Origin of the sequence: Haloferax mucosum ATCC BAA-1512 (assembly GCF_000337815.1) — an archaeon.
Classification (GTDB): Archaea; Halobacteriota; Halobacteria; order Halobacteriales; family Haloferacaceae; genus Haloferax; species Haloferax mucosum.
Window position 1 is genome coordinate 334,578 of record NZ_AOLN01000011.1, and the last position, 13,495, is coordinate 348,072.

The window sequence follows — 13,495 nt, forward strand, 5'->3', positions numbered from 1 at the left end:
TGTCGAGCGACCGCGTTTTTCTCACTCGCGTTTCCAGCGGAGTTCCGGCACCGTCACGCCGGGGTCGAATCGGAGGTTGCCGTAGCGAGCGCGGACGTACCACGCGATAGCCGCCGTGCCGACGAGAATCGCGCCGACACCGAGCAGTCCCGCTTCGGGACCGAACGCGCCGCCAGTGATGACGTCCGGCCCGCGTTCGGTCGTCGCCACGACCGACGTGCCGAAGCTGAGACCGCTGACGGAGAAGCCGAAGACGCCGCCCTGAAAGAAGTTCCACGTGATGTGAAGCCCAATCGGGATTGCGAGGTCGCCCGAGAGCACGTAGCCGAGACCGAGCATGACGCCCGCGAGCGTGATGCTGAGCGTGCTGGCGAGACTCGAATTCGGATTCGAGAGATGGATGACGCCGAAGACGGCCGCCGAGACGACCAGCGCGACCGTGGACGCGACTCGAACGTCGAACTTCCAGCGAAGTCCCTCGGAGATATCCGTGAGCACGACGCCCCGAACGAGCAGTTCCTCGGAGATGCCGACGACGACGAAAAGTGCCAACAGCGACGCGACACCGGAGAGTCGAGCACCGCCGAATCCGACGCTGTCAACGGTAAACCAGCCGGTTGCGAGTCCGACGAGGAAGATACCACCCATCAGGACCGCGCCGAGAGCGAGTCCGAACCCGAGGTCGAGCATCCAGTCGCGGTCGATGCCGAATCCGAGGTCAGAGAGCGTTCGTCTGTCGATGTACCGGGCGACGACGAGACCGGCGATGCCGGTTGCGCCGGCGGAGACGACGTTGGTGACGACCGAAGCGACTGGCCGACCGGAGAGCACGGTCCCGAGCGGTCCGACGACGCCGAACGCGAGGGCCAACACGACCAACACGACGACGATGGGCATGGTGAGCAACCGAAGTGGAGCGGTCGGGCGACGCTCCGTATCGTTCCAGACGAGTCGGCGGGGGGACACGCCCGACGGTTCGACGGCCTCGGTGAAGAAAGTACGCGGGACGTGGCGGCGCTCGGGGTGGCGTTCGAGAAGTGTTCCAAAGAGGCGTTCAGAACGCGTTACACCGGCGCGCTCGACAGGATGACGAGGAGACCGAAGAGGACGGTCCCGAGGAGGACCGAAACGACGAAGTGAATCCCCACGATGTACGCGGAGAGGCGGTTCGACCGGCCGTAGAGGAATTTGACGAATCCGAAATCGAGCGCGAGCGCGAGGCCGAGCGCGAGAAACGAGTTCCAACCGAACGTGGTGAAGACGACGGCGATGGCCGCCGGGACCGGGCCGACGGCGAACGCTTTTTTCACCTCGACGTCGCCAAGGACGTTTCGCGCGGCGATGTGGGCGGTGATAGAGAGAAACAGCGCGAACAGCGCGAAGGTTCCGGCAACGGCCGAGACCGGCGCGCCGGAGGCGGTCGTCTGCAAGATGAGCGCGTCCATACCGGCGGCACGAACGCGACGAACTTAGGTTCGGTCGGTTCGGTGCCGGCGTCCGAGTGCGAGTACACCGGCCAGCACACCGCGAGATGACACGACCGACACCTCGACTGGGAAAACAGCGACCGATTAGAGCGCGCCGGACAACAACCCGAGGTCCGAGAGGCGAGACATGATGACGTCAACCGCATCCTCGGCGTCCTGCGGCTTTTTTCCACCCGTGATGACGAGCTTCCCCGACCCGAAAAGAAGCGCCACCACGCTCGGTTCGTCGAGCCGATAGACCAACCCCGGGAACTGTTCGGGTTCGTACTCGATGTGTTCGAGACCGAGTCCGATAGCGATTGCGTTGAGGTTTAGATTCTCGCCGAGGTCAGCGCTCGTGACGATGTTTTGGACGGTTATCTCGGGGTCGTCATCGACCGGAATCTGGAGTTCGCGGAGCTTGTCGAAGACGATTTCTAGACTCTCGTGCACGCCGTCAGTCGATTTCGCCCCCGTACAGACGATTTTTCCGGACCGAAAGATGAGCGCCGCGGACTTCGGGTCCTGCGTCCGATAGACGAGACCGGGAAACTGCTCGGGGTCGTAATCGGCACCCTCTAAATCCATCGCCACGCTCTGGAGGTCAAGTTCCTGGCCGATTCCCGTGGAGGCGACGACGTTCTCGATGGTGATGGTGTCCTTGGGGCCGGTCATGTAACGATTTAAAACACGTATTTAAGATTTAAAAAGATTGGTGCGGTGGGCTGACACGTTACGCGCGGCGACGAATAATCTGGACGTTCCGCGCGGTGACGACCGCTCCGAGAAGTGTCAGTGCCGCGGGAACAGCGAGTCGGGCGAGCGTCGGTTTGAGGACCCAGTAGGTAGCGAAAAACAGCGCCACTGAGACGACTTTCAAGACGGCGAACGAACCGGGGCCCGGGTCGCCGCCGGAGATAAGTCGAACGATGGGATTACCCTCCTGAACGCCTGCCATCCGCACACCGAGCACGGTTGTCACGTAGTCGCCGAGACCGTATGCGAGCGTCGCCGCACTCCAGAGGATGGCGTCGAGAGAGGCCATGCGGGTGGATTCGGACCATCCAATATAAATCTCGCCGTCGGCGAACGGTCAGGGTTTCGTGAACAAGCGTCCAGCGGCCGCCGTTCGAAACCAGCCGTCGAAACGAAGTCCGGACTCGACCGCGGTCCGGTTCTCTACTTTCTGTTCCTGCATCTGCCCCCACTACCCGCTGACGCCTGCCGACGACCGATACCCTCATTTTCGCGGCCCGTCAGGTCCGAGCGTGTACGGATTGGAACTCGCCGGCGAGGAAGACGCGTTCGCCGCCCGCGAGGCCGAGTCGGCGGCGACGGACGTGACAGTCGTCGCGCCCGGCCTCGCCACCGCCCGCGGCGTGGACACGGAGCGCGCGAAACATCTCGCGTACACCCGCCGCGTCGTGGAACTTGTCGGGCACTGTGACCCCACTATCGACGCCGCCCACGCCGTCGTCGAAGCGGCGACCATCGACCGCGAGGGGACCGTCGCGGTCCGCGCCCGCGACGTTCGAAGCCTGACGGACGTAAGCACGACCGACGCCGAGCGCCGCATCGGTTCCGCACTCGTTGCCCGCGAATTCGACGTTGACCTCGACGACCCGGACCACGAACTCCGCGTCTATTTCTCCGAAGACGCCTGTCTCGTCGGCTGGACAGTCGTCGAAGGCGTCCGCGACTTCGCCGACCGAAAGCCCACGGACCGACCCTTCTTCCAACCGGGGAGCATGGCCCCCGTCGATGCCCGCGCCTTCGTCAACATGGCCGGCGCGAAACCCGGCGCGCGCATCCTCGACCCGATGTGCGGGACCGGCGGCGTCCTCCTCGAAGCGGGTCTCGTCGGTGCCGACGTGGTCGGCGTCGATGCCCAATCGAAGATGGCCGCGGGAGCGCGTGTGAACGTCGCTCACTACGTCGGCGACGGCCACGTCGTCCGCGGCGATGCGACCGCACTGCCGCTCTGTGACGATTCTATCGACGGGGTGGTGTTCGACGCGCCGTACGGCCGGCAATCGAAAATTGCGCGCCACTCGTTAGCGGAGTTGGTCGGCGGGGCGTTAGCCGAGGTTGGGCGAGTTTCGAGTCGGTGCGTGATGGTCGCCGACCGGTCGTGGACCGAGGAAGCCGAGGACGCTGGCTGGGAAGTCGAGCAGGTGTTCGAACGACGGGTCCACCGGTCGTTAGTTCGGTACGTGCATCTGTTGCATCGAGAATCCTAACTCGTCTCTTCGGAGACTGTCCCGCCGAAGTAGGTAGATGGATGACAATGATGAATAGAGGGCTGTAAATAAATCGCGCCATGGCAGACGCTAGTCTCCGGAGACGCCTGGATATCGCCCTCCTGCTCTTAGCGGCAAACTTCGTTCTCCTGCTCGTAATCGGCTTTCAGGTCGATTTGGAGGCGACGTTCGGCGTGTTAGTGCTCGTCGTCTTGCTCGGCTACGGCTTTCTCAAGGGGAGCGTAGTGTGATGGTCGTTTGCCCGTCTCAAGGCCCGAAACTCGGTGTTCCGACCTGTTTCCCGCGCCGGTAGAGGTAGAACGACAACAGCGGCACGGACGCGGCCAGTATCGGTGGGTACACCCCGACCGCGAGATTGGGTAGCCCAAGGAGTCCCCACGCCCAGTTGGGTCGCCACAGTGCCTCGCTGTTCCGTAATCCGCGGATGTCCAAAACGAGTGCGACTAACACGACGAGACCGAAGAGAATCGCACCCCACTGCGAGAGGATGGACATGACGAAATACAGGAAATAGTCACCCAGGCTGTCGTGTACAAGCGCTCTCGAAAGGGACTGCCGAGACAGTAATTCGAGTATTCCGAAAAGCACCGAAACGGGGAACAAGGCGACGCCGTACCACCAATTTGGGGACGAAGAATGAGCTGTGGCGGACATGCGAGAACAGACACCGCCACGGTAGAAAGTTGTTGTCAATTGGGTGTCTTGTTCCTCAGTCCCGCCGCGCCAACACTGTCTCGCCCGCCCGCACCGACTCACCTTTCTCGACGACGACATCTTCCGACCCGAACTCGGGCGGTAACAACACGTCCGCCCGAGAGCCGAAGTCGATGTGTCCGATTTTGTCGCCGCGGGCGAGTTCGTCGCCGGGTGCGACGTAGGGGTGAATCCGGCGGGCGAATGCGCCGGCAATGAGCGAGAGTTCGTAGGTGTCGTCGTCTGAATCGACGGTGATATCGACGCGCTCGTTCCGGTCTGAATCCTTCGAAAACGCCGGTTTGTGCGCGCCGGGACGGTGAGTCACGTCGTTGACCGTCCCCGAGACGGGCGCGCGATTGACGTGCACGTCGGTGACGTTCATGAACACGCCCACGCGGACGCGACCGTCTTCGACGCGAATAACCGAGACGCGTCCGTCGGCGGGCGAGATAACGCCCGGTTCGTCAGGCGGCGAGCGTTCCGGGTCGCGGAAGAACCAAAGCACGAACGCGCCGACGCCGAGGAACACTGCGCCTGCGGGCGGGAAGACGAACGCCGAGACTGCCGCGCCGAGGAACGCCGGAAGGGCGAAGCGTCGGTAGCCGGGAGCGAAGTTCATTCAGGCCTCACCGCGGACGTCCGCGCCCCAACTCGTGAGGAGGTGGGTGATGTGCAGGCGGTCGTCGATACCGGTCACGAGGTCTAAATCGACGCCACCGGCGAGTTCGTGTAGGCGGGCGAGTTCGCCGTCGGCGAATCGCTCGGGGGTCGCGTCGGCGACGCGGAGGATATCACGGAGGAGTTCCTGGCCCTCGTAGCCCTCGTCGTCGAGGAGCGTCGTCAGCGTCTTGCGAGCGTCTTTGATGTCGCCGTCGCGGGCGTTGATGAGGAGCGTCTTCAGCTCGTCGTCGAAGCCCACGTCGCCGAGGGCGGCGTGAACCGTAGACATAGTCACCCCGTCGGCCTCGGTTGCGGTTCGCTGAGCTGAGAGGACGGCTTTCCGAACGTTTCCGTTCGACGCGTCAGCGAGGAACTGAAGCCCGGTGTCGTCGTACGCGACGTCTTCGGCGTCAAGGATGTCCGCGAGGAGCGATTCGAGCGTGTCGTCGTCCGGCGCGGGCATCGGGACGGGGAAACACCGCGAGCGAATCGGCGGGATGAGCTTCGACGGCTGACGCGTGGTGATGACGAACTGCGTCGTCCGGTGGTGTTGTTCCATCACGCGGCGAAGCGCCTGCTGGAAGTCCTCGCGGATGGCCTCGGCGTTGTCGAGGACGATCGTCTTGTACTCACCCGACATCGGGGCGTAGCTCGCGGATTCCTTGAGCACGCGGTTTATCATGTCGCGTTTCGCCATCCGACTGCGGCCGTCGAGGAACTGCTCGAAGCGCGGGTCCTGTCGAATCTGCTTTTTCGTCTGGTTGAAGAAGTCCGCGACGTTGAGTTCGATGAGGTCGTTTTCGGGGTCGGCGTGGGCCTCCCGTGCGAGTGCGCGCACAGCGGCGGTCTTGCCGACGCCCGGCGGGCCTTGCACGACGAGATTCATCGGTTCGTCCACGGCGCGTCGAAGGCGTTCGCGGACCTCCGGCTGTGGGAGGTCGTCGAGTGTCGGCGCGTGCGTCTCGGTCCACAGCGGCGCGTCCATTGGACTGCCGTAGCAGACGGTCGGGTAAGAATCGGTCGGTCCGTCGCGGTTCCGGGAGCGTCCAGCGCGTCCGCGTCCGCGGCGGATTCGACGCACGTTTAGTCCCGCCGCCATCATTGTTGGGCATGTCCATGCGCGCGACCTTCCTCGGGACCGGCGGGGCCGTCCCCACCACGGCGCGTGCGCCGAGCGCGTTCCTCGTGAACCGCGACGGCGAGCGCCTGTTGTTCGATTGCGGGGAGGGCACTCAACGCCAGATGATGCGGTTCGGAACGGGGTTCGGCATCAGCCACCTCTTCGTCACGCACCTCCACGGCGACCACATTCTCGGCATCCCCGGACTGATTCAGACCCTCGATTTCAACGAGCGCGACGACGCGCTCGCCATTCACGGTCCGCCGGGGAGCAAACAACACCTCGAAACACTGGTCCACGCCGGTGGCTACCAACCCGGATTCCACGTCTCCGTCCACGAAGTCCGGCCCGGTACCGTCGCCTACCGCGACGACGACTACGAAGTTCGCGCGTTCGAGACCGAACACCGAACCTCGTCTATCGGCTACGCGCTCGTCGAAGACGACCGACCCGGCAGATTCGACCGCGAGAAGGCCGAATCACTCGGCGTTCCGGTCGGTCCCGCATTCGGTCGCCTCCACGCCGGTGAGGACGTGGAACTCGAAGACGGCACCGTCGTCGAGTCCGAACAGGTCGTCGGCGACCCGCGTTCGGGTCGGAAAGTCGTCTACACCGGCGACACGCGCCCGCTCGATTCGACGGTCGAAGTCGCCCGCGACGCCGATTTGCTCGTCCACGACGCGACGTTCACCGACGAGGAAGCCGACAGAGCCAAACAGACCGCCCACTCGACCGCACGCGAGGCCGCGCGAGTCGCCCGCGACGCCGACGTTCGACGGTTCGCGCTGACCCACATCTCGGCGCGCTATGCGGCGAATCCGGACCCGCTTCTCGAACAGGCCCGCGAGGTCTACACCGGCGACGTGTTCGTCGCCGAAGACGGCCAAAAAGTCGAGATTCCGTATCCCGACAGCGACGGCGAGTAGTCCGCAGAACGACGCGGACGAGTAGCCCGCAGAAACCGATTTGGGCGCAGTACGCTTTTTAGGCTTCCGAGTGCAGAACTTGTATGCCAACGAATAACTTTCACATCCTCGACGTGTTCGCGACCGAGAAGTACGCCGGGAACCAACTGGCCGTCTTCGAAGACGCCGACACGCTCTCTGACGACCAGATGGCGGCGCTCGCAAAGGAGATGAACTACTCCGAGACGACCTTCATCGAAGGCGGAAACCCGGAAGCGGGGTTCGACGTTCGTATCTTCACACCTGCGGGTGAAATTCCGTTCGCCGGGCACCCGACACTCGGGACCGCCGCCACTCTCCGAACGCACTTTGACGCCGGAGACGAAATCACACTGAACCTCGGTGTCGGGAAGATACCAGTCGAAGTGCGCAAGGAGGGCGACGACGAGGTGTACTGGATGACCCAGAACGCACCCGAATTCGGCGACGAGTTCGCCCACGAGACGCTGGCAGACGTTCTTTCGCTCGACGTTGACGACCTCGACACCGACTGGCCCGTGCAGGCAGTTTCGACCGGGCTCCCGGCACTGATGATTCCCCTCCGCGACCGCGACGCACTCGGTCGGAGCGAAGTCGACCTGCCCGCGTACCGTGCATTCCTCGACGATGGCGGCCCGGAGAATCTCCTGCCATTCTGCCCGGACCCGCGCGACGACGTGAACGACCTCGCGGCGCGGATGTTCGCACCCGGTTACGGCGTCGCCGAAGACCCCGCAACCGGAAGCGCAAACGGCTGTCTCGCGGGCTACCTCGCTCGGCACGAGTACTTCGGAACGTCGAGTATCGAGGTGACGGTCGAACAGGGGTACGAGATGGGCCGCCCCTCGCATCTCCACCTCGAAGCCAGCGACGAGGCTGGCGATGCCGGTGAGGTCACTGTTCGTGTCGGTGGTCGCGTCGAGTTCGTCGCAGAAGGAAAGTTGGTCTAAGAAAACGGGGGGTGGGAGTTGAGCGTCTCAGTCGCGGTGGTCGTCGCAAACCGGGTTTTCACCGTCGTCGAGGAGGACGACGGGAACGCCGAGGACGACCCATTCGCGGACGTATCGTCGGAGCGTCGTCGCGGGAGACCCACACTCGACGCAGGCGGTGTCCGTCGTGTTCGGCGTCGATTCGAGGATTCGCGTTCGCGGGCCGAACGTCGTCCGCGAGTACGCCGGCGTCCGGAACAGGAGGATGACGAGTGCGGCGACGACGGCTACACTGACGAGCGGGAGGACGAATCGTCCCGCGCTAGTTCGTGCGAGTGCGCCGACGAGGACGAACAGCGCGACCACGACCGCGAGTTCCCGGCGAAATCGCATCAGGCTGACGTCGCGTTTCTCGTGCTGTTTGTCGGAGGCGAGTCCGAACTCGAATCGGATGCCGACGAGGCGGTCGAAGCCGACCCGTCACTGTCGAGTGAGCGGACGAACTTCGGGTAGCCGCTTTCGCCGACCGGGATGTACACCGTGTCGGTCTCGTCGAGTTTCTCGATGTACTTCTGGGCGAGCACTTCGTCAGAGAGCGACTCGGCGAGGATTCGGTTGGCGTCGGCCTGTCCCTGTGCCTCGATGCGTTTGCGCTCCGCTTCGAGTTCCTCGACTGCGAGTTCGTCTTGCTTCTGTTGGCGGCGCTGTTCCGTGATTTCCTTCTTTTCGACCGCCTGTGCGTACTCCGAGGGGAGTTCGACGTTCCGAACCTGGACGGCTTCGAGGATGAGACCGGCCTTTGCGAATTCCTTGGAGAGTTCCTTTTCGGCGGCGGCTTTCAGTTGCGTCTGACCCTCGCCGGTGTAGATAACCGTGACCGGGAGGCGGCCGGCCTCGGTCCGGAGCACGGAGCGAATCGACGGCCGAATCAGGCGTTCTTCGGCGCTGTCGAGCGTCCGGTAGTTGCGGTAGAACTTGACGGCCTGACCGGAATCGACGCGGTATCTGACGGTCACGTCGATATCGGTTCGGAGACCGTCCTGTGTGAGAACGGTAATCGCGTCGTCACCCTGCTGAGCACCCTCAGTGCTCTTTCCGGACATGGTGTACGACTGCGGGCGAACCGACAGCGAGACGGTGGACTGCGAGACGGGGTTAATCAGGTGCGCACCGGGCTGGAAGACGGTGTCCGTCGTCGCGCCCCACTTCTTTACGACCTTCACGTTCCCTTCTTCGACTGGTTCCCACGCGAGGAGGCCAGCGATGGGAGCGGCGATAAGGAGGAGGGCAACGACACCGATAAGAGCCATCCGCGTCAGTGACCGCGGGGTCATAGATGGCGGGGAGGGAGTATCAGAGCTCATCGTACCGATTTCAGATACAGATGACTTGTTTGTTTCGTGTCAGTCCAGTCGTAGCGCAGTTCCGCGGTGCGGTGTACTTTCGTCGGCAAACTCACTGTTCGATTTCGTCCCTCGAAGCGACCCCAAAACCGGCGTGGAGTATATATTCGGCGCGTCCCTAGTCGCCGCCGTGAACGACCGGACGAGTGCGCTCGACTCGGTCGTCTTCGGCGTTGACATCCAGAGCGGCGACATCCGCGGCGATTCGCCGTCGTACGCGCTGGTCGTGTTAGACACCAGAGACACCGAGTCAGACGAGGTCCGAATCGAACGAGACGTTGTCTCCTTCCGAAAGTTACGCCGACTCATCGAGCGCGACGAACCCGCGTTCGTCGCCACCGACAACATGTACGAACTGGCGACCGACAAGGACGACCTTGTTCGGTTTCTGCGGTGGCTTCCCCACGAGACGCGCTTGGTGCAGGTGACGGGCGCGGAGCGTCCCGAACCGCTCTCACGAGTCGCCTCGCGTCACGGTGTCCCCTACGGAAAAGACCCGATGAAAGAGGCCGAGGCGGCCGCTCGCCTCGCGCTCGCCAACGTCGGCTACGAGGTCGCCGCTTTCGAAAATACGACCACCGTCAAAGTCTCTCGCGGGCGTTCGACCGGGAAAGGCGGCTGGAGTCAAGACCGCTACACGCGCCGGATTCACGGCTCCGTCAGGCAACAGGCCCGCGAAGTCGAATCCGCGCTCACCGACGCGAATCTCGACTTCGAACAGGACGTGACCGAAAAGTACGGCGGCTATTCGCAGGCGCTTTTCACCGTCGAGGCGCGCCCGCAAGACATTCCGGTCTCGACGCACCGCTCCGGCGACACCCGAGTCGAAATCGAGCGCGAGCGCCGCGACGGCATCGAATTCGAACCGCTCGTGAAACGCCGCGACCGGGTCATCGTCGGCATCGACCCCGGCACGACCACCGCCGTCGCCGTCGTCGGCTTCGACGGTCGCGTCCTCGACGTGCACTCGACGCGAACCGCGGACACGGCCGCGGTCATCGAATGGCTCATCGAGCGCGGTCGCCCCAGCCTCGTCGCCGCCGACGTACACCCGATGCCCGAGACGGTCGAGAAGTTCCGGCGAAGCTTCGACGCCGCCGGGTGGGAACCGCCGTCGGACATCCCGGTAGACGAAAAGCTCCACCGGACCCGCGACATCGACTACGAGAACGACCACGAACGCGACGCTCTCGCGGCCGCGCTGTTCGCCTTCGACGACCACGAAGACCAGTTCGAACGCATCTCGCGGAAAGTTCCGGCCGACGTGGACCGCGAGGAGGTCATCGCCCGCGTGCTCGTAAACGACGAGTCGGTCGAAGCCGTCCTCCGCGACCTCGACGACGAGGGCGGCGACGAGGGCGACGAATCCGAAGCGGACGCTCACGAATCGTCCGAGCGCACGCCCGAAGAGCGCAAAATCAGCGACCTCAAATCCCGCGTCGAGCGCCTCGAATCCCACGTTGACGACCTCAAATCGACCATCGAAGCGAAAGACGAGACCATCGAGGAGTACAAAACGGAACTCTCCGAAGCGCGACGCGAAGAGCGCCGAGAGGCCCGCGAGCGTCGTGAAATCAATCGGCTCGAACGCGAGAACGGTCGTTTAGAGCGCACGGTCGAATCGCTCGAAGCCGAAAACGAAGCACTCACCGACAAACTCGACCGCTTGAAGTCGCTGTGGAAACTCGACCACTCGAACTTCGCGGACGTGAACACCGACGGGATTCCCGCGGGCGACGGTGAGTGGGAAGTCCCCGACGGAGAGAGCGAAGCGAGCGAGTCCAGCAGAAACTTGATGCCGGTCAAGGTCGTCGAGCAGTTCACTAACGGCGCGCTGGACGAAACCGTCGAACAGTACGGTATCGCCGCCGGAGACGTCGTCTACCTCCGGGACGCCAGCGGTGCGGGGCGAACGACCGCGGAGCGACTCGCCGAGTTCGACCCCAAGGTCGTCCTCCGGTCGGGCAACCTCTCGGAAGTCGCCGACGAAGTGCTCTTCGAGGCCGATATCCCGGTCGCTCCCGCTGACGACGTGGCGATTCAGGAGATAGACGAACTCGCCGTCGCCAGAGAGTCGGACGTCGCCGCCGCGATTGCGGACTGGGAGGACCGAGCCGAAGAACGACAGAAGGAACAACAAAAAGAGATGGTGGACCAGATTATCTCCGAACATCGCGCCGAGAACCGGCGCTGACAGGGTTATGATGGTCGTTGAGAATTCCCAGGTGTGATTGTCTGTGCTGAGTACCCGACGCGATAGACCACTGTGAGAGTCCACAGGTCTCACTCGTCTTCTCGGGGAATCTCCTTGAGATACCGTCGCGTCTGTTCGATACACACGGGCACGATATCGTCGCCCAGATAGAACAGACTGGTCAACGCGATTCCGCCGGAGAGGAGCACGATAACGTTGTCCAAATACACTCCCCGACTCGCCGCCGAAACGAGATACAACAACGTAGCGAACAGGAACACGACGGTCATGAGCCACCGCCGTATCGACCGCAGAAGTTCGTCGGAAGCCACCGACAGACGAACTCGTGTCAGAGGCGTGTTAAGCTGTTCGTTAGCAGTCATCTGGACCCGGACTGCTTCCCGACGGCGATGACCCTCAGTTTCCGCTCGTGTCGTCGCCGGTCAGCGCAATCACGGCGAAGTACGTCGCCGCGCCGAGAAGCGGCACGAAAAAAGCGAGCGCCGCCCAGAACGTCGCGTTCCGCTCTTTGAACGTCGCATCCTTGTGGACGCGATAGGGAAGGTAGATGTGGAACGCGAGGAAGTAGAGGGCGAAGCCGAGGATGTACGGAAGGAGGTCGCCGCCGCGAACCGAGGCCCACATGGCCGCCAGTAGGCCGAAGACGGCGAGGATGAGCGCGGCGAAGATGAGTATCGGTGCGCGGGTTCGGGTTCCGGAGTCGGACATCACCCGGAGTTAGGACCGCGGCCTGTTGTCCGTTTCGACACCGAGAGGCGTTCCAGAAGTAATATCCCACATCCCCGTCACCCGATACGTATGGACGCATACGACCTGATCACTCGGAACGCCTCCGAAGTGGTCACGGAGGACGAAGTGCGCGCGCTGGCCGACGACTCTGAGGGCAAGCGAGCGTACGTGGGTTACGAGCCCTCCGGTGTCCTCCACATCGGTCACATGCTCACCGCCAACAAGCTCATCGACCTCCAAGCGGCGGGCTTCAAGGTAGTCGTACTTCTCGCTGACGTACACGCCTACCTCAACGGCAAGGGCACTTTCGAGGAGATTCGCCAGACGGCCGAGCGGATGAAAGAACAGTTCATCGCCTACGGTCTCGACGAGAGTCAAACCGAGTTCGTCCTCGGGTCGGAGTTCCAACTCGACGAGAGCTACGTGCTCGACCTGCACGCCCTCGAACTGGAGACGACGCTCTCGCGCGCCGAGCGCGCCATGGCCGAAATCAAAAGCGGCGACAGCGTCACCGTCGCACAGGCGGTCTACCCCATCATGCAGGCGCTCGACATCGTCTACCTCGACGTGGACCTCGCCATCGGCGGGATGGAACAGCGCAAGGTTCACATGCTCGCCCGCGACACGCTTCCGAGCATCAACGAGGACGCCCCGACCTGTCTGCACACGCCGCTCATCGCCGACTTGGGAAGTGGCATCGGCAAGATGTCGTCGTCGAAGGGCGTCACCATCTCGATGGAAGACTCGACCGAAGACATCGAGGACAAGGTCAACGGCGCATTCTGCCCGCCGACGGCCGACCCCGAACCGACCGACGACGGCGAAGAGCGTGAAAATCCGGTTCTCCAAATCTTCGAGTACCACGTCTTCCCGCGCTTCGAGCGCGTCGTGGTCGAGCGCCCCGATCAGTACGGCGGGAACCTCGAATACGACGACTACGAGTCGCTGGAGGCGGACCTCGAATCCGGCGAACTCCACCCGGCCGACGCGAAGGGCGCGCTCGCCGACTACCTCGACGAACTCATCGCGCCCGGCCGCGAGAAGATACAGTAATCCGGCTGTGTTCCGGACC

The 13,495-nt window shown here is 63.4% G+C and carries 17 protein-coding genes; 6 read left to right on the top strand and 11 right to left on the bottom strand.

All coding sequences use genetic code 11. The features are described from left to right. Window positions 1-21 precede the first annotated feature (21 nt). The 4 genes from C440_RS08510 to C440_RS08525 all read right to left on the bottom strand — a co-directional run bounded on the left by C440_RS08510 (window position 22) and on the right by C440_RS08525 (window position 2,511). A complete protein-coding gene (locus tag C440_RS08510; protein WP_008319973.1) occupies window positions 22-966 on the bottom strand; it encodes a CPBP family intramembrane glutamic endopeptidase in 945 nt (314 codons plus the stop codon). A gap of 98 nt (window positions 967-1,064) precedes the next feature. Next, on the bottom strand, window positions 1,065-1,445 hold the full coding sequence (locus C440_RS08515; protein WP_008319974.1) for a DUF7473 family protein: 381 nt from the start codon (window positions 1,443-1,445) through the stop codon (window positions 1,065-1,067). A 126-nt stretch (window positions 1,446-1,571) separates the two neighbouring features. Continuing rightward, the gene (locus C440_RS08520) at window positions 1,572-2,141 is read right to left on the bottom strand and encodes a TATA-box-binding protein (protein ID WP_008319975.1); all 570 of its coding nucleotides are present in this window, start codon (window positions 2,139-2,141) and stop codon (window positions 1,572-1,574) included. Between the two features lie 58 nt (window positions 2,142-2,199). Continuing rightward, window positions 2,200-2,511 (bottom strand): DUF5658 family protein, encoded by a 312-nt coding sequence (locus C440_RS08525; RefSeq protein WP_008319976.1) that lies wholly within the window; start codon window positions 2,509-2,511, stop codon window positions 2,200-2,202. Between the two features lie 232 nt (window positions 2,512-2,743). Between C440_RS08525 and C440_RS08530 the strand changes: the two genes are divergently transcribed. Both C440_RS08530 and C440_RS17745 read left to right on the top strand, forming a co-directional pair. After that, window positions 2,744-3,706 carry a TIGR01177 family methyltransferase gene (locus C440_RS08530; RefSeq protein ID WP_008319977.1) on the top strand — a complete coding sequence of 321 codons (963 nt, stop codon included), beginning with the start codon at window positions 2,744-2,746 and terminating at the stop codon, window positions 3,704-3,706. A gap of 80 nt (window positions 3,707-3,786) precedes the next feature. Further along, window positions 3,787-3,957: a hypothetical protein gene (locus C440_RS17745; protein WP_169317789.1), complete on the top strand. Its 171-nt coding sequence runs from the start codon at window positions 3,787-3,789 to the stop codon at window positions 3,955-3,957. Window positions 3,958-3,973: 16 nt separating this feature from the next. Here the strand turns inward: C440_RS17745 and C440_RS18055 are convergent, their stop codons facing one another. Genes C440_RS18055 through C440_RS08545 form a run of 3 tightly spaced genes read right to left on the bottom strand, consistent with a single transcriptional unit; the run spans window position 3,974 to window position 6,068 of the window. Continuing rightward, entirely contained in the window at window positions 3,974-4,381 is a 408-nt protein-coding gene (locus C440_RS18055; RefSeq protein WP_241432021.1) for a hypothetical protein, read from the bottom strand. 55 nt (window positions 4,382-4,436) lie between these two features. Next, window positions 4,437-5,042 carry a protein sorting system archaetidylserine decarboxylase gene (locus tag C440_RS08540; RefSeq protein WP_008319979.1) on the bottom strand — a complete coding sequence of 202 codons (606 nt, stop codon included), beginning with the start codon at window positions 5,040-5,042 and terminating at the stop codon, window positions 4,437-4,439. Beyond that, window positions 5,043-6,068 (bottom strand): AAA family ATPase, encoded by a 1,026-nt coding sequence (locus C440_RS08545; RefSeq protein ID WP_008319980.1) that lies wholly within the window; start codon window positions 6,066-6,068, stop codon window positions 5,043-5,045. A 131-nt stretch (window positions 6,069-6,199) separates the two neighbouring features. Between C440_RS08545 and rnz the strand changes: the two genes are divergently transcribed. Further along, a complete protein-coding gene (rnz, locus tag C440_RS08550; RefSeq protein ID WP_193788399.1) occupies window positions 6,200-7,129 on the top strand; it encodes a ribonuclease Z in 930 nt (309 codons plus the stop codon). Window positions 7,130-7,212: 83 nt separating this feature from the next. Continuing rightward, complete coding sequence (locus C440_RS08555; protein WP_008319982.1) at window positions 7,213-8,097, top strand: PhzF family phenazine biosynthesis protein; 885 nt, start codon at window positions 7,213-7,215, stop codon at window positions 8,095-8,097. Between the two features lie 27 nt (window positions 8,098-8,124). Here C440_RS08555 and C440_RS08560 read toward each other — a convergent pair whose 3' ends face one another. Then, window positions 8,125-8,469, bottom strand: a complete 345-nt coding sequence (locus tag C440_RS08560; protein ID WP_008319983.1) for a hypothetical protein — start codon at window positions 8,467-8,469, stop codon at window positions 8,125-8,127. Further along, a complete protein-coding gene (locus C440_RS08565) occupies window positions 8,469-9,440 on the bottom strand; it encodes a prohibitin family protein (protein ID WP_049915552.1) in 972 nt (323 codons plus the stop codon). The genes C440_RS08560 and C440_RS08565 overlap by 1 nt, the downstream gene beginning before the upstream one ends. A 169-nt stretch (window positions 9,441-9,609) precedes the next feature. On the opposite strand from C440_RS08565, the gene C440_RS08570 reads away from it, so the two are divergent. Then, window positions 9,610-11,673 (top strand): DUF460 domain-containing protein, encoded by a 2,064-nt coding sequence (locus C440_RS08570; RefSeq protein ID WP_008319985.1) that lies wholly within the window; start codon window positions 9,610-9,612, stop codon window positions 11,671-11,673. Window positions 11,674-11,762: 89 nt separating this feature from the next. Here the strand turns inward: C440_RS08570 and C440_RS08575 are convergent, their stop codons facing one another. Both C440_RS08575 and C440_RS08580 read right to left on the bottom strand, forming a co-directional pair. Continuing rightward, window positions 11,763-12,005, bottom strand: coding sequence for a hypothetical protein (locus C440_RS08575; protein WP_241432022.1), 243 nt, complete (start codon window positions 12,003-12,005; stop codon window positions 11,763-11,765). Between the two features lie 85 nt (window positions 12,006-12,090). Continuing rightward, a complete protein-coding gene (locus C440_RS08580) occupies window positions 12,091-12,402 on the bottom strand; it encodes a hypothetical protein (RefSeq protein WP_008319987.1) in 312 nt (103 codons plus the stop codon). Window positions 12,403-12,492: 90 nt separating this feature from the next. On the opposite strand from C440_RS08580, the gene C440_RS08585 reads away from it, so the two are divergent. Then, window positions 12,493-13,476 carry a tyrosine--tRNA ligase gene (locus C440_RS08585; RefSeq protein WP_008319988.1) on the top strand — a complete coding sequence of 328 codons (984 nt, stop codon included), beginning with the start codon at window positions 12,493-12,495 and terminating at the stop codon, window positions 13,474-13,476. The last annotated feature ends 19 nt before the right edge of the window (window positions 13,477-13,495 follow it).